This is a genomic window from Rhizobium sp. SSA_523 (assembly GCF_030435705.1).
Classification (GTDB): Bacteria; Pseudomonadota; Alphaproteobacteria; order Rhizobiales; family Rhizobiaceae; genus Neorhizobium.
In genome coordinates, this window is the sequence record NZ_CP129382.1 from 530,645 (window position 1) to 546,007 (window position 15,363).

Annotated in this window: 12 protein-coding genes; 8 read left to right on the forward strand and 4 right to left on the reverse strand. The window is 61.9% G+C overall.

Annotated features, from left to right (window positions below; genetic code table 11):
• Nucleotides 1-88: 88 nt before the first annotated feature.
• From mce to dnaE, 6 genes are all read left to right on the forward strand, one after another.
• Nucleotides 89-493, forward strand: coding sequence for a methylmalonyl-CoA epimerase (gene mce, locus QTJ18_RS10830; protein ID WP_252751415.1), 405 nt, complete (start codon nucleotides 89-91; stop codon nucleotides 491-493).
• A gap of 339 nt (nucleotides 494-832) precedes the next feature.
• Complete coding sequence (locus tag QTJ18_RS10835) at nucleotides 833-1,111, forward strand: DUF1467 family protein (RefSeq protein ID WP_252751414.1); 279 nt, start codon at nucleotides 833-835, stop codon at nucleotides 1,109-1,111.
• Between the two features lie 599 nt (nucleotides 1,112-1,710).
• The gene (gene proS, locus QTJ18_RS10840; protein WP_252751413.1) at nucleotides 1,711-3,033 is read left to right on the forward strand and encodes a proline--tRNA ligase; all 1,323 of its coding nucleotides are present in this window, start codon (nucleotides 1,711-1,713) and stop codon (nucleotides 3,031-3,033) included.
• A gap of 66 nt (nucleotides 3,034-3,099) precedes the next feature.
• Nucleotides 3,100-4,407 carry a lipoprotein-releasing ABC transporter permease subunit gene (locus tag QTJ18_RS10845; RefSeq protein WP_252751412.1) on the forward strand — a complete coding sequence of 436 codons (1,308 nt, stop codon included), beginning with the start codon at nucleotides 3,100-3,102 and terminating at the stop codon, nucleotides 4,405-4,407.
• A 15-nt stretch (nucleotides 4,408-4,422) separates the two neighbouring features.
• The gene (locus tag QTJ18_RS10850) at nucleotides 4,423-5,106 is read left to right on the forward strand and encodes an ABC transporter ATP-binding protein (protein ID WP_252751411.1); all 684 of its coding nucleotides are present in this window, start codon (nucleotides 4,423-4,425) and stop codon (nucleotides 5,104-5,106) included.
• A 759-nt stretch (nucleotides 5,107-5,865) separates the two neighbouring features.
• Entirely contained in the window at nucleotides 5,866-9,375 is a 3,510-nt protein-coding gene (gene dnaE, locus QTJ18_RS10855; RefSeq protein WP_252751890.1) for a DNA polymerase III subunit alpha, read from the forward strand.
• Nucleotides 9,376-9,405: 30 nt separating this feature from the next.
• Here the strand turns inward: dnaE and QTJ18_RS10860 are convergent, their stop codons facing one another.
• From QTJ18_RS10860 to QTJ18_RS10875, 4 genes are all read right to left on the reverse strand, one after another.
• Nucleotides 9,406-10,716, reverse strand: a complete 1,311-nt coding sequence (locus QTJ18_RS10860; RefSeq protein ID WP_252751410.1) for a L,D-transpeptidase family protein — start codon at nucleotides 10,714-10,716, stop codon at nucleotides 9,406-9,408.
• A 194-nt stretch (nucleotides 10,717-10,910) separates the two neighbouring features.
• The gene (locus QTJ18_RS10865; RefSeq protein ID WP_252751409.1) at nucleotides 10,911-12,203 is read right to left on the reverse strand and encodes a DNA polymerase IV; all 1,293 of its coding nucleotides are present in this window, start codon (nucleotides 12,201-12,203) and stop codon (nucleotides 10,911-10,913) included.
• Between the two features lie 87 nt (nucleotides 12,204-12,290).
• Nucleotides 12,291-12,968, reverse strand: a complete 678-nt coding sequence (locus QTJ18_RS10870) for a hypothetical protein (RefSeq protein WP_252751408.1) — start codon at nucleotides 12,966-12,968, stop codon at nucleotides 12,291-12,293.
• On the reverse strand, nucleotides 12,968-13,273 hold the full coding sequence (locus QTJ18_RS10875) for a DUF3572 domain-containing protein (protein WP_252751407.1): 306 nt from the start codon (nucleotides 13,271-13,273) through the stop codon (nucleotides 12,968-12,970). Before QTJ18_RS10875 ends, QTJ18_RS10870 begins: the two co-directional genes overlap by 1 nt.
• 127 nt (nucleotides 13,274-13,400) lie before the next feature.
• Here QTJ18_RS10875 and QTJ18_RS10880 point away from each other — a divergent pair, with 127 nt between their 5' ends.
• Together QTJ18_RS10880 and QTJ18_RS10885 are read left to right on the forward strand one after the other, a co-directional pair.
• On the forward strand, nucleotides 13,401-13,772 hold the full coding sequence (locus QTJ18_RS10880) for a response regulator (protein ID WP_252751406.1): 372 nt from the start codon (nucleotides 13,401-13,403) through the stop codon (nucleotides 13,770-13,772).
• A gap of 16 nt (nucleotides 13,773-13,788) precedes the next feature.
• Nucleotides 13,789-15,156: a PleD family two-component system response regulator gene (locus QTJ18_RS10885; protein WP_252751405.1), complete on the forward strand. Its 1,368-nt coding sequence runs from the start codon at nucleotides 13,789-13,791 to the stop codon at nucleotides 15,154-15,156.
• Nucleotides 15,157-15,363 lie beyond the last annotated feature (207 nt).

Genomic DNA, 15,363 nt, shown 5'->3' on the forward strand with positions numbered 1-15,363 from the left:
AATTGGCCGCACGCATGGTCATGGCGCCGGATGCCGCAGCCTGTGGCGAAACAGGGGCCAAAGACGGGGAGCAAAGGGGAGGAAAGCCATGCTCGGACGTGTGAACCACATTGCCATTGCCGTGCCGGATCTCGGTGCGGCAACCGCCACCTATCGGGATATGCTGGGCGCGCGGGTCTCGCAGGCGCAGGCGCTGCCGGAGCATGGCGTCACCGTGGTCTTTGTCGAACTCGACAATACCAAGGTCGAGCTGCTGGAACCTCTGGGGGAGGGCTCGCCCATCGCGGCCTTTCTCGACAAGAACCCGTCGGGCGGCATGCATCACATCTGCTATGAAGTGAGCGATATCCGGGCGGCGAGGGACCAGCTGAAACAGGGTGGAGCGCGGATTTTGGGCGATGGCGAACCCCGTATCGGCGCGCATGGCAGGCCGGTGCTGTTCCTGCACCCCAAGGATTTCTGCGGCACATTGGTGGAACTGGAAGAGGTTTAAGGGCGCCTCAGCGGCAGAGGGGGAGCGGCGCCCTGGCCGGAGACGGTGTGACACCTCGTCCGCGCCCGGCCCCTTCAGGGATGCGGCTTTCTCCGCTACAGTTCCCTGGTCGCCGATCCTAGCCGTCCGCTTCAGCCTGTCTTCGGTCAGCCGCGGACCGAGGGTGATCGAAGGCTAGAGTATTCCGGTGGAAACGGGATCGCCTGTAATGGTCTATCTCTTTGTTTTTACGCAGTCCGGACGCAAATCCGCTAACGCAGTTTTGCTGGACCTGCTCTAGAAGCGGAGCGTCATCGTCAATGTCTCTGCATGCAATGCAGTCAGGAAGAGGAGTGTCCTGTGGTCTCGTTTCTCTCGGCCTTCGCCGTCTATTTCATCATCTGGTGGATCACGCTCTTCGCCGTTCTGCCGATCGGATTGCGCACGCAGGCGGATGAGAACGAGGTTGTCCTGGGAACCGTGGCGAGCGCGCCGGCCCGTTTTCGCGCGGTTCGGGTGCTGCTTCTGACCACTGCGATTTCTGCTCTCGTCTATGGCACCTGGTATCTCGTCTCCAGCCAGTTCGGCCTGAGCCTCTCCTCCCTACCGCGGATCGTTCCGGATTTCGGTCGCACCTGATAAAGGCGCAAGCGAGGGCGCCAGTGCCCGAAATTAGGGTTGAAGGAGCGCCGGGAAAAAGGGGTCTGGAGAGCTGGGCCTGGAACAGAGCCTGGGGAAGGGTCCGAGAGTAGCCCCGAAGAGAGGCCCCGGAGAGAGGGGGCCGAAGGAGCCGGCAGGAGAGCGTAGTCCAAAAAAAAACAAGGCCTTGCAGCCTTGTTTAAAGTTTCGCGTGATCCTTAACCGTTGCCGGGGCTGCGTGCGAGCGCGCCTAAGATCTGATCCTCCCAAGACTTGACCGCGATTGGCAGAAATTTGAACTCCCTGCCTCTTTTATGAGCCGAAACTAGCCTAGACTTTCGGCTTTGTCACTACCCAATTTGGCAGTTTTGCTACACCCTGTGGAAATTTTCGAGTTGACACGAAATTTATCCGACATGTCATACGAATGGCGCAATCCGGGTTTTCGTGGCGATGCCACTGGTGGACAGTGCGGCGCTTGGCCGCCTGCGCGGGTTCCCTTGGACGGTTGAAACCGCTATGAAGCCTCCCCAACACCCCTGCGTCCACGCCGATTCTCCGCCTGCTGGCGGAAGCGGCCTCGAACCCCGGAAAACGTGATGCGTCTGTCCCGCTATTTTATGCCCATCCTGAAGGAAAACCCCAAGGAAGCGGAAATCGTTTCCCACCGGCTCATGCTGCGCGCGGGCATGATCCGCCAGCAGAGTCAGGGCATTTACTCCTGGTTGCCGCTCGGCAAGCGGGTGCTCGACAAGGTCTGCGCCATCGTGCGCGAGGAGCAGGACAGGGCAGGCGCAATCGAACTTCTGATGCCGACGCTGCAATCGGCTGAACTGTGGCAGGAGAGCGGCCGCTACGAGGCCTATGGCAAGGAAATGCTGCGCATCAAGGACCGTCAGGACCGGCCGATGCTCTATGGTCCGACAAATGAGGAGATGATCACGGATATCTTCCGTTCCTATGTCCGGTCCTACAAGAACCTGCCGCTCAATCTCTATCACATTCAGCTGAAGTTCCGTGACGAGATCCGTCCGCGCTTCGGCACCATGCGCTCGCGCGAATTCCTGATGAAGGATGCCTATTCCTTCGACATGACCCGCGAGGACGCCATCCACTCCTACAACAAGATGTTCGTCGCCTATCTGCGCACCTTCGCGCGTCTCGGCGTCCGCGCCATCCCCATGCGCGCCGATACCGGGCCGATCGGCGGCAATCACAGCCATGAATTCATCATCCTGGCAGAGACCGGCGAGTCGGAGGTCTTCTCGCACAAGAGCTTCATCGATTTCGACATTCCCGGCGAAGACACCAATTTCGACGACGTGGCGGGTCTGCAGTCCGTGTTCGACAAATGGACCTCCGTCTATGCCGCGACGTCGGAAATGCATGACGAAGCCGCCTTTAACGCCATTGCCGAAGGCGACCGACTTTCCGCGCGTGGCATCGAAGTCGGCCATATCTTCTATTTCGGCACGAAATATTCCGAGCCCATGGGCGCCAAGGTGCAGGGTCCGGACGGCAAGGAACATCTTGTCCACATGGGATCCTACGGCATTGGCCCGACACGCCTTGTTCCCGCCATCATCGAAGCCTCGCATGACGAGAATGGAATCATCTGGCCGGCCTCGGTCGCTCCGTTCGATGCCATGGTCATCACGATGAAGGCCGGTGACGAAGCCTGCGACCGGGTGTGCCAGAGCCTCTATGACGGCCTCACCAAGGCCGGCAAGGATGTGCTCTACGACGATACGGACGACCGGGCCGGCACGAAATTCGCGACCGCCGACCTGATCGGCGTTCCGGTCCAGCTGATTGTCGGACCGCGTTCGGCAGCCACGGGCGAAGTCGAGGTCAAGGATCGCAAGACGGGTGCACGCGAGACCATGACGGTCGAGGCGGCGCTGAACCGGCTGATGGCCTGAGGCCGCCCTGGCGGCCCGGCATCGGACCGATGACATCATGCCCGCAGGGCGACGACAGGAGAGACTATGGCAAAGGGTGCAGCGGAAAAGCCGGTCGAGCAGCAGGACAAGATCCCCTCTGCCGGCGCTTTCTCCGCCTTTGAACGGATGGTGGCCTGGCGGTATCTGCGCTCGCGCCGGCGCGAAACCTTCATCTCCGTGATTGCCGGTTTCTCCTTCATCGGGATCATGCTGGGGGTTGCAACGCTGATCATCGTCATGGCGGTGATGAACGGCTTCCGCACCGAACTGATCTCGCGCATCCTCGGGATCAACGGCCATATGATCGTTCAGGCGGTCGATCAGCCGCTGAACGATTATCCCCAGCTGGCGCAGAAATTCGCCGCCGTCCCTGGCGTCACCATGGCCTTGCCGCTGGTCGAGGGCCAGGCGCTCGCTTCCGGCAAGCAGGGGGCCGGCACCGGCGCGCTGGTGCGCGGCATTCGCACGGAAGATCTAGAAAAGCTGAAGGAGGTCTCGGGCAATATCCGCTCCGGCGACCTCACGGGCTTCGCCACGGGCGATGGCGTGCTGGTGGGCTCGCGGCTGGCCGCGTCGCTCGGCCTCGGCGCCGGCGACCAGATCACGCTCGTGTCGCCCGAGGGCGACGTGACGCCGATGGGCACGACGCCGCGGGTGAAGTCCTATCGCCTCTCCGGCATATTCGAAGTCGGCATGTCGGAATATGATGCATCCATGATCTATATGCCGCTGGCGGAGGCCCAGGCCTATTTCAACGCCGATGGCATCGTGCAGTCCATCGAACTCTTTCTGACCGATCCCGATCATGTGGACGAGATGCGGCCGCAGATCGAAGCGGCGGCCGGACGTCAGATCTTTGTCAGCGACTGGCGGCAGCGCAACCAGACCTTCTTCTCCGCCCTGCAGGTGGAGCGTAATGTCATGTTCATGATTCTGACGCTGATCGTCCTCGTGGCGGCGCTCAACATCATTTCCGGCCTGATCATGCTGGTGAAGGACAAGGGCAGCGATATTGCGATCCTGCGCACCATGGGGGCTTCCTCCGGCGCCATCATGCGCATCTTCTTCATGACGGGTGCTGCGATCGGCATTGTCGGCACGTTTGCCGGCGTGGTGCTGGGCGTCGTCGTCTGCCTGAACATCGAATCGATCCGGCAGTTCTTTTCCTGGGTCTCGGGCACGGTGCTGTTCGATCCGGAGCTTTATTTCCTGAGCCAGCTTCCGGCGGAAATGAGCGTCAGCGAAACCGCCTCGGTGGTGCTGATGGCGCTGACCCTGTCTTTCCTGGCCACCATCTTTCCCGCCTGGCGGGCCTCGCGGCTCGATCCGGTTCAGGCTCTGCGTTACGAATAGGATCGCGACTCGCTCATGCCCCGTAGAACCATCCTGAAGCTTGCCGGTGTCGACCGTCATTACGGCCAGGGCGACACCGTCCTGTCGATCCTCAAGGGCGCCGATCTCGAGCTGCATGCCGGCGAAATCGTTGCGCTCGTGGCGCCCTCCGGCACCGGCAAGTCGACGCTGCTGCATCTGGCCGGCCTGCTCGAACATCCCGATTCCGGCGAAATCTATATTGATGGCGAAGCCTGCGGCGGATTGCCCGACGAGCGGCGCACGGCCATTCGCCGCGGCGATATCGGCTTCGTCTACCAGTTCCACCACCTGCTGCCGGAATTCACGGCGCTGGAAAACATCATGATGCCGCAGCTGATCGGCGGGCTTGCCAAGAAGGAAGCGGCGGAGCGGGCGGCGCAGCTGCTCGATTACATGCGCATCGGCCATCGCGCCAGCCACCGTCCGGCCGAGCTTTCGGGGGGTGAGCAGCAGCGCGTCGCCATTGCGCGCGCGGTGGCCAATGCGCCGCTTCTGCTTCTGGCCGACGAGCCGACCGGCAATCTCGATCCGGAAACCGCGTCCTATGTCTTCGATGCTCTGGAGGCGCTGGTGCGCCAGTCTGGCCTGGCAGCGCTGATCGCCACGCATAACCACGATCTCGCAGCCCGCATGGACCGCCGGGTAACGATCGAAGGCGGCAAGATCCGCGATTTCTGATCCGCGATCCTCCTCTGGAGACCCCACCGTCTCTCGTGGACATTCCCTGTTCCGCAGATCCTCGGGTCAGACCCGAGGATGAGGGGAGAGAGGCTCCGGCCTCGATCCCAAGCGCACCGCCCTTTCCGCAAACAGCAACGCCGCCTCTTTTTGCAGCACCGGTCCGCACCCGCGCCGTCTCCTATGGCGCCACCCGCCCCCACCCAAGCCGTCTCCTCTGGCGCCACCCACCTCCGCCCACACCACCATCCTTCGGCCCAACCCGAGGATGGTGGTGGAGCGGTCTGGTCTCACCACGACAGCCACCGTGACGACAGACCCCGCCTTGCGGAAAGGCGGAGGCAGGGTCAGCCCGTAACACCTCGTTAAACAAAATCGTTCTGCTTTCGTTCTTGTTCTTGACGCCAGAACAGAAATGGAACAAAATAAAAACATAAAGGGAAAAGGAGAAAGCAGATGACCGATATCATTCGCGACGTAGCCGCCTTCGCTTCGATCATGACCTTCGTCGCCAGCATTGGCGTCCTGATGATGGCTCTCTAAGAGCCCGATTGTCGGCCTGTCGCGTAAACGCCCGGGCCGGTTTTGACGACAGATCCGTTCCTCGGCGCCTGACATCCTGCTCTGCCTTCTGATTGAGCCCGGATCGCGCCGGATCTTCACAGCTTTCGGTCCCGCCGGTGATGCATCGGCTGGACTTCGCGGTCGCACTGCCCGAAAATAGGTCCGAGTCTGAAAGGCGGCGGTGACATGGCAGATATGATCGACATCAGGTTGGCGGCAGGCGCGGCGGAGGACACTGCCAAGCCGGATGCGACGCCCGGCTTCGTCCATTTGCGCGTGCATTCCGCCTATTCGCTGCTGGAAGGCGCCCTGCCGCTCAAGAAGATCCTGGCAAAGGCTTCGGCCGACGGGCAGCCGGCCATTGCCATCACCGATACCAATAATCTCTTCGTGGCGCTGGAATTCTCGCAAAAGGCGATGGATGAGGGTGTTCAGCCGATCATCGGCTGCCAAATGGCCATCGACATGCAGGATCAGGGCGAGGAGAAGCGTGGCAATGCCGCGGCTTTCGTGAAATTGCCGGCGCTTATTCTCCTCGCCACGAATCCGCAGGGTTATGAGCGCCTGGTGGATCTCGTCAGCCGCGCTTATCTGGGGGGCGAGGGCAATCACCAGTCGGTGCATATCTGCATGTCCTGGCTGGAGGAAGGCGGCGCCGAAGGCATTATTGCGCTGACCGGCTTCAATTCCGGCCCGATCGACCCCCTGCTGAAGGAAGGCCACCAGGCCCAGGCCGTCCAGCGTCTGCTGCGGTTGAAGGCGATCTTCGGCGACCGGCTCTATGTCGAATTGCAGCGGCACGGGCGCTATGACCGCCGCCATGAACGCAAGCTGATCGAACTCGCTTACGAACACGATCTGCCGCTTGTGGCGACCAATGAGGCCTTCTTTCCCACCAGGGACGAATATGACGCGCATGACGCGCTGATGGCGGTGGCGCATAATGCCATTGTCTCCGATGACAGCCGGTTCCGCCTGACGCCCGACCACTATCTGAAGAGCCGGGCTGACATGGCGAAACTCTTCGCCGATCTGCCGGAGGCCCTCGACAATACGGTGGAGATCGCCCGCCGCTGCAGCTTCATCCTGAAGACCCGCAAGCCCATCCTGCCGCGCTTCACCGGAGCAACGGACGATCAGGAGGAGGCGGAGCGGGCCGAGGCGGCGGAACTGCGCCGCCAGTCGGTGGAAGGCCTCGAGCAGCGGCTTGCGGCGCTCGGCATGGCCGATGGCTATACCGAGCAGGACTATCGCGATCGCCTCGATTTCGAACTGTCGGTCATCGAGCGGATGAAGTTTCCCGGCTACTTCCTCATCGTTGCCGACTTCATCAAATGGGCCAAGATCCAGGATATTCCCGTTGGCCCGGGCCGCGGATCGGGCGCGGGATCGCTGGTGGCCTATGCGCTGACCATTACCGATGTCGATCCGCTGCGCTTCTCGCTGCTCTTCGAGCGCTTCCTCAATCCCGAACGCGTCTCCATGCCGGATTTCGATATCGATTTCTGCCAGGATCGCCGCGAAGAGGTGATCCGTTACGTCCAGCAGAAATATGGGCGCGAGCAGGTGGCGCAGATCATCACCTTCGGCTCGCTGCAGGCGCGCGCTGCCCTGCGGGATGTCGGCCGGGTGCTCGAAATGCCCTATGGCCAGGTGGACAAGATCTGCAAGCTGGTGCCCAACAATCCGGCCAATCCCACGCCTTTGTCCAAGGCCATCGAGGAGGAGCCGAAACTCCAGGAGGAGGCCGAGCGCGAACCGGTCGTCGCCCGCCTTCTCGATATCGCCCAAAAGATCGAGGGTCTTTATCGCCACGCCTCGACGCATGCGGCCGGCATCGTCATCGGTGACCGTCCGCTGTCGAAGCTTGTCCCGATGTATCGCGATCCGCGCTCCGATATGCCGGTGACCCAGTTCAACATGAAATGGGTGGAGCAGGCGGGTCTCGTCAAATTCGACTTTCTCGGCCTGAAGACGCTGACGGTGTTGAAGACCGCGGTGGATTTCGTTGCCAAGCGCAATATCCAGATCGATCTGGCAACGATCCCGCTCGACGACCAGAAGACCTATGACATGCTGTCGCGCGGCGAGACGATCGGGGTCTTCCAGGTGGAAAGCGTCGGCATGCGCAAGGCGCTGCTGGGCATGCGGCCGGACTGTATCGAGGATATCATCGCGCTTGTGGCGCTCTATCGCCCCGGCCCGATGGAGAATATCCCGGTCTATAATGCGCGCAAGCACGGGGAGGAGGAGCTTGAATCCATCCATCCGAAGATCGATTACCTGCTGAAGGAAACGCAAGGCGTCATCGTCTATCAGGAGCAGGTCATGCAGATCGCCCAGGTCCTGTCCGGCTATTCGCTGGGCGAGGCCGACCTCCTGCGCCGCGCCATGGGCAAGAAGATCAAGGAGGAGATGGACAAGCAGCGGGCGCGTTTCGTCGACGGCGCCATCCAGAACGAGGTTTCGAAGCCGCAGGCCGATCTGATCTTCGACCTCCTGGCCAAGTTTGCCAATTACGGCTTCAACAAGAGCCATGCCGCCGCCTATGCCATCGTCTCCTACCAGACGGCCTATATGAAGGCGCATTACCCGGTCGAGTTTCTCGCCGCGTCTATGACCTATGATATGGCCAATACCGACAAGCTGAACGATTTTCGGCAGGATGCGGCGCGGCTGGGCATCAAGGTGGTACCGCCGTCGATCCAGACCTCCTTCCGCAAATTCGAGACCGGCGACAATTGCATCTTCTATTCGCTGGCCGCCATCAAGGGCGTGGGCGAATCCGCCGTCGAGCATATCGTGGCGGTGCGGGGCGAGACGCCCTTTGCCGGCATCGAGGATTTCTGCCTGCGCATCGATCCGAAACAGGTCAATCGCCGTGTTCTGGAAAGTCTCATCTTCGCCGGCGCCTTTGATTGTTTCGGCCGCGACCGGGCGGAGATGATCGCCGGGCTCGACCGCATCATCGGCTATGCGCAACGCGCGGCCGAAGGCAAGACCAGCGGCCAGCACGACATGTTCGGTTCCTCTTCGGCCGCAGGTCCGGAAAAGCTCATTCTTCCCGCCTTCGATCCCTGGACGGCGTCGGAAAAGCTGATGCGGGAATATCAGGTGCTGGGCTTTTATCTCTCGGCCCATCCCCTGGATACCTACAAGGACGTCCTCGCCAAGATGCGGGTGCAGAATTATGCGGAATTCTCCGCGGCGGTGAAGGCCGGCGCGAGCGCCGGACGCCTGGCCGGAACCGTGACCTCCAAGCAGGAGCGCAAGACGCGCACCGGCAACAAGATGGGCATTGTCACCTTCTCCGATGCGACCGGCCAGTTCGAAGCCATCCTGTTTTCCGAGGCGCTCAACCAGTATCGCGATCTTCTGGAGCCGGGAAAATCGCTGGTGATCACGGTGCAGGCCGATGAGCGGCCGGAAGGAATCGGTCTGCGCATCCAGACGGTTCAGTCGCTGGAGGAGAAATCGGTCCAGATGCAAAAGGCGCTGCGCGTCTTCATCCGCGATTCCGGCCCGCTGAAAACTGTGGCGCGGCATCTGAATGCCCGCGGCGACGGCGTCGTCTCCTTCGTGGTCATCAAGGATGACGGCCGCCGCGAGATCGAGGTTGAACTGACCGACAGGTTCCGCATTTCTCCGGAAGTGGCCGCTGCCCTGCGTGCCGCGCCGGGCGTTCTGGATGTCGAACTCGTCTAACGCGAGTCTCGACCTTCTCTCGGATCCGCGTCAGGTCTTCGAGGCGCGCCGTGGCGTCGAATGGGTGACGGTGATGAAATCGGTGCCCTTGGTGGTTTCCAGGCCGGGGCCGGCATCGGTGATCGTCAGCGAGGTGCCGGTCGACATCATCTCGCTTAGCCGCGCCCGCAGCGCGGCAGGCACATGGATGCGGTCGAGCACGGCCTTCATGGTCACGGCCTGCATGGCGGTGCGGTCTCCGGCGCTGCTGCCCGGTTCTTCGAGGCCGGCGGTCATCCGGGTGATGCCGAGCCGCTTGCGCGTGGCTTGCGGCAGATCATCCTCGAGACGCAGGCCCTGCCAGGCGGCGGTGCCGCGGTCGCGGTCCATCCTGGTGACGGTGAAGAAAAACGTCCCGAGCGCTACCTCCGGATCGGCGATTCCGACCGGCTCCGACAGGACCGGCTGGAATCCCTGGCGCACCAGCAATTGGCCGGCGGGCGGCGCGGCGCGGCCGGTGGAGGCATAGAGGGCGGAGAGGAAGGCGTCGTCGAGCAGGGGACCGTTCAGCGGCAGGCCCTTCCAGCGCTTATAGGCCGTAATGGCACCGCGGGTCATGTCGCCTGCAAGGCCATCGGCCGCTCCGGCATCGAAGCCGAGTTCCGTCAGCATGGCCTGGACATCGGCCACCCGGTCGCGCTCGCTGCGCCGGGTGATGAGAATGCGCAGCGGCTCCGGCTCATCGGCCGCCGTCGCCGTATCGGCTTTCGGCAAGGCAAGCGGCAGCGGCGGGTGCGGCATGTTCATTGCCACCTCGACATGCCGGATCGAGGGATCGGCGGAGGAGGGGCGAAGACTTGCATCGGACAGAACGTCACCGGCGGGCCTTTGCGCCGGCGGCGCAAAGAGGCTTGCATGCGTGATCGGTTCCGGCATTACGGGCCGATCGGAAATGATCACGTGAATGCCGCGCGCCGTCATCTTGTAAAGTGATTTGGCAAAATCGGCCGGCAGGCGCACGCAACCATGCGAGGCGGGATAGCGTGGCACACTGCCGGATTCGTGCAGCGCGATGCCCGACCAGGTGAGACGCTGCATCCACGGCATGGGGGCGTTCGAATAGATATTCGATTCGTGATATTTGCGCTTTTCGAGGATCGAGAATATGCCCGTTGGCGTGTCGTGGCCGGGCTTTCCGGTCGAAACGCGGGAGGAGGCAATCGCCCTGCCGCCGTCATAGACGGTCAGCGACTGCGTGTCCTTGGACACCAGGATCTGCAGGCTTCGCTTGTCCTCGGCAGCGGCGCCCGTTGTCGCACCATGCAATACGAGAGTGAAAACGATCGCCGCACGCTTGAACATGACTGAGCTACCCTTGACGCAAAACCAGGCCCACACATTAGCAGAGCGAACTTAAGGAAGGCTTAGGGTCAAAGCGAATCGGGATTTGAAGCATGGCAGAATTCAGAGCTGGGCAGCATTTTTTGACTGTGAACACAGTCGGTTCTGCCCGTCCGAAAGCTGAGGATAAATCCAGGAGGCCCGGCCTGCGGGCCTCACCCCCGGCCTCTGGGGCGATCGAAGGTGAAACCGGTCTCGACGGCTGTCTTGCCGAACTTGTCCCGCAGCCGATCCATGGCGGCCTCGGCGGCAGCCCTGCGCCCTGCCTGCGGGTTGACAAGGTCGGGCGGATCGGCGCGAGCCGGATCGGTAAGATCGCTGACCCCGATGCCGATCAGCCGGAAGCGCGTGCCGTCGGTTTCCTTCTCGAGGAGGTTGAGGCCGGTCCGGAAGATCCGGTCGGCCAGCTGCGTCGGGTCGTCCAGCCTTCGATTGCGCGTTCGGCTTTTGAAATCCGCCGTCTTCAACTTCAGGACGACAGTCTGGCCGGCAATCGCCTGCTTCTTCAGCCGGGCCGAGACTTTTTCCGATAAATGCCGCAGGATGGGCACCAGATCCTCAAAGCGGGCAAAATCGGCGAAGAAGGTCGTTTCTGCCGAGACGCTCTTGGCGGCCTCGTTCGGATGGACGCTGCGGTCGTCGATCCCGCGGGCCAGGCGGAACAGCCGCTGCCCCATCACGCCGTAGCGGCGCATCAATGCGCCTTCCTCCATCATCTGCAACTGCCCGATGGTGCGGATGCCGTCGGCATTCAGGGTCGCCGCAAAGCTCTTTCCCACGCCCCAGATGATGGTGACCGGCTTGTCGGCAAGGAAGGCCAGTGCCTCCTCGCGACCGATTACCGAAAAGCCGCGCGGCTTTTGCAGGTCCGACGCCACTTTCGCCAGGAATTTGCAATAGGAGAGGCCAACGGAGAGCGTGATGCCGATCTCCTCTTCGACCCGCCGAACGAGCCTCGCCAGAATGCGCGCCGGCGGATCATGGTGAAGCCTCTGCGTGCCGTTGAGATCGAGAAAGGCTTCATCGATGGAGATCGGCTGAACAAGCGGCGTCAGCTCTTCGAACAGCCGGCGCACCTGCCGCCCCACCGAGACATATTTCTCCATGTCCGGACGGATCACCACGGCATCCGGACAGGCTTCCAGGGCCTTGAACATGGGCATGGCGGAGCGGACGCCGCTGATGCGGGCAATATAGCAGGCGGTCGAGACGACGCCGCGCTTTCCGCCGCCGATAATGACCGGCTTGTCGGCAAGATCCGGATTGTCGCGCTTCTCCACCGAGGCATAGAAGGCGTCGCAATCGATATGGGCAATGGACAGGTCGTAAAGCTCGCGGTGATAGAGGAGCCGCGGACTGCCGCAGGAGCGGCAACGCCGCCGCCCGTCCGGCTGTCCGGTCAGGCAATCGCGACAAAAGCCGGGATCATGGGCGGCGAGATGGGTCATGGCGCAGAACAAAGGTTGAACATCCGCACCATAATCCTGGTCTGACGGCGTGGCAAGCAGGCCTGTCCCGGAGAGATCCGTAGAGGATCAATCCGCGCCGCTGCCGCTGCCCTGCCGGTCGAGCGCCTGGTTGAAATGCGCGCGCACCTTGTCCTCGGCATTGCGCCAATCCGTCACCTGCACCACGTGCGGCCCCGGCTTGGGCGCATGTTTGTGGATCTCCCGCTGCGGCATCAGATGCACCAGCAGGCAGTTCGGCATACTATCGCCCACCGAAACATGGTTGTGCACCATGTCGTCGATGAAGGCCAGCGGCAGGTCGCGCTCACCATGCATCCGGCGGATCACCGGCCCCTTCGGCGTTTCCGTCGCCAGAAGGGGAAAGGTCAGCTCCAACTGGTCCAGCAGGCGCCGGCGCATCTGCGTGTAGCGCGGCGGCATGGCGGTGAGAAACACCACATCGGCCTCTGCACCCAGCGATTTCAGGCTGGAAACGGCATCGCCGAACGGCGTCTGCCACTGTTCCTGGGCCTCGAAGAAATCGAGAACCAGTTGCGATACGAGCGTGTCCGCCAGCGGCTGCTGGTCGATCGTCGAGAGGATATTGCCATGCAGGCGGTAGGAGCGGGGCTCCAGCCTATGCCCAAGGCTGACGAGAAACTGCTCGAAGGGCATCATGAATTCGAGAACAACATCGTCCACATCGCAGACGACCAGCGGGCGGTCCGTCAGCCGGACGTGATCCAGATCGATTATCTCGCTCATCAGTACTGCCCCGAATCGAGGCCCGGCCCCGAATAATGATGCCAGGCCCGCACAACGGCCTCCGGCTGCCACTGGCTCGCTTCGCAAAAGCTCATCAGCGTCGGCTCATGCGCCATGACGAAATCGACCATGCCCGCCAGGAAACCCGGATCCTGCATGGCTGCCCGCATCTGGCCGGGCTGGACGCCGGACAGCGCCAGGAAGCGGCCCAGCATGTCCGGCTCGCTGGCAAGCCATTGCAGGATAGCCGCCGCGGTTTCGTCCGGGGCAGCCAGATTTTGCGTTTTTCCAGGATCTGCGGACATGCGGTAATAAATTTCCTTTTCCTCAACCAAATCGCTCTAGTCTCGCCGAAGCTGATGATGAAATCGGCCCCTTGCAAGCCTATATATGCATGACAGGCGTGCAACGCCGGATTTTAAGGATGTGCTTATGCCCAAGAGGGTGATGATTGTTGAAGACAATGAGCTCAACATGAAGCTCTTCCGCGATCTGATCGAGGCATCCGGCTATAGCACAATCCAGACCCGAAATGGAATGGAGGCGCTGGATCTGGCGCGGCAGCACCGGCCCGATCTCATCCTGATGGATATTCAGCTTCCCGAAGTATCCGGGCTCGAAGTGACCAAATGGCTGAAGGAAGATGACGAGCTGCACATGATCCCGGTTGTTGCCGTCACCGCCTTCGCGATGAAGGGCGATGAGGAGCGGATCCGCCAGGGCGGATGTGAGGCCTATGTCTCGAAGCCGATCTCCGTGCCGAAATTCATCGAAACCATTAAGACCTATCTCGGTGACGCGTGAGGGAAGGCGATAAGCGATGACCGCACGGATCCTCGTCGTCGATGACATTCCCGCCAATGTGAAATTGCTGGAAGCGCGGCTTCTGGCGGAATATTTCGACGTGCTGACCGCCGAGGACGGGTTCAAGGCCCTCGATATCGTTGCCAATACCCATGTGGATATCATTCTGCTCGATATCATGATGCCGGGCATGGACGGTTTCGAGGTCTGCGAAAGGCTGAAATCCGATCCCAAGACCTCCCATATCCCGGTGATCATGGTGACGGCGCTGGACCAGCCGACCGATCGCGTGCGCGGCCTGAAGGCCGGTGCCGACGATTTCCTCACCAAGCCGGTGAATGACCTGCAGCTCGTATCCCGCGTCAAAAGCCTGGTGCGGCTGAAGACCCTCAGCGACGAATTGCGCATCCGCGCCGAAACGGCCCGTAATATCGGCTTCGAGGACTATCTGCGGATGGACAATCTCGACGCCGCCGGCCAAGTCCTGCTGATCGATGGGCGCGCCAGTTCGCAGGAGCGAATCATCAAAGGCCTCAAGCCGGTTGCTGAGGTCACGGCCTTGTCCGATCCGCAGGCCGGCGTCTTCGAAGCAGCGGAAAACCCCTTCGACCTGGTGATCATCAGCGGCAATGGCGAAGATTACGATCCGCTTCGCCTGTGTTCGCAGCTGCGCTCGCTCGAACGGACGCGTTTTCTGCCGCTATTGCTGGTGACGGAGACCGGCGACGAGGAGATGATTGTCCGCGCGCTGGATCTCGGCGTCAATGATTACATCGTGCGCCCGCTGGACCCGAACGAGCTGGTCGCCCGGACCCTGACCCAGATCAAGCGCAAGCGCTTCAACGATCGCCTGCGCTCCAGCGTGCGCCAGACGATCGAGCTTGCTGTGACCGACGGGCTGACCGGGCTGAACAATCGGCGCTATCTCGACAACCACTTGAAGACCTTGTTCAACCGTGCCGCGGCGAGGGGCCGCCCGCTTTCGGTCTGCATCACCGATATCGACCGGTTCAAACAGGTCAACGACACTTATGGACATGACATCGGTGACGAAGTTCTGAAGGAGTTCGCGCGCCGCATCCGTGCGACCGTGCGCGGCGCAGACCTGGCCTGCCGGTATGGCGGCGAGGAATTCGTGCTGGTCATGCCGGATACGGACAGCGTGTCGGCCGCAGCGATTGCCGAACGCCTGAGAAGCATGATCGAATCGGTGCCCTTCCAACTGCCGGGCACGGGCCATAGCCTGACCATCACCGCCTCGATCGGGCTGGCCAGCAATAGCGGCGCCATCGATACGCCGGAACAGCTGATGAAACATGCCGACCGCGCGCTCTACCAGGCCAAGAATTCCGGCCGCAATCGCGTCGTGGCATCGGCGGCATAAAGTCCGGCCCAGCGCGCGTCGGTGGCGTGTCGGTCAGCCGATGCGAACGGTCCAGCCGGACGTTCATCTGTGCTGCTGCATCCCGCAAAATCGGTGCCGGACTTTACCTGCCGCCTGGCGATTCGCCGCCTTACTCGATCTTGTCGTGCCTTGCTGAGCATTCGGGCGAGTGTGTTCCAGTCGGAAGGTCTGCAACCCGACTTAGCT

What these genes read in the sequence shown, in the direction of transcription:
- proS (WP_252751413.1), top strand. Translation starts at nt 1,711, where the DNA reads ATGCGTCTGTCCCGCTATTTTATGCCCATCCTGAAGGAAAACCCCAAG.
- QTJ18_RS10865 (WP_252751409.1), bottom strand. Translation starts at nt 12,203, where the DNA reads ATGACCCATCTCGCCGCCCATGATCCCGGCTTTTGTCGCGATTGCCTG.
- mce (WP_252751415.1), top strand. Translation starts at nt 89, where the DNA reads ATGCTCGGACGTGTGAACCACATTGCCATTGCCGTGCCGGATCTCGGT.
- QTJ18_RS10875 (WP_252751407.1), bottom strand. Translation starts at nt 13,273, where the DNA reads ATGTCCGCAGATCCTGGAAAAACGCAAAATCTGGCTGCCCCGGACGAA.
- QTJ18_RS10845 (WP_252751412.1), top strand. Translation starts at nt 3,100, where the DNA reads ATGGCAAAGGGTGCAGCGGAAAAGCCGGTCGAGCAGCAGGACAAGATC.
- QTJ18_RS10860 (WP_252751410.1), bottom strand. Translation starts at nt 10,716, where the DNA reads ATGTTCAAGCGTGCGGCGATCGTTTTCACTCTCGTATTGCATGGTGCG.
- QTJ18_RS10880 (WP_252751406.1), top strand. Translation starts at nt 13,401, where the DNA reads ATGCCCAAGAGGGTGATGATTGTTGAAGACAATGAGCTCAACATGAAG.
- QTJ18_RS10850 (WP_252751411.1), top strand. Translation starts at nt 4,423, where the DNA reads ATGCCCCGTAGAACCATCCTGAAGCTTGCCGGTGTCGACCGTCATTAC.
- QTJ18_RS10870 (WP_252751408.1), bottom strand. Translation starts at nt 12,968, where the DNA reads ATGAGCGAGATAATCGATCTGGATCACGTCCGGCTGACGGACCGCCCG.
- dnaE (WP_252751890.1), top strand. Translation starts at nt 5,866, where the DNA reads ATGATCGACATCAGGTTGGCGGCAGGCGCGGCGGAGGACACTGCCAAG.
- QTJ18_RS10885 (WP_252751405.1), top strand. Translation starts at nt 13,789, where the DNA reads ATGACCGCACGGATCCTCGTCGTCGATGACATTCCCGCCAATGTGAAA.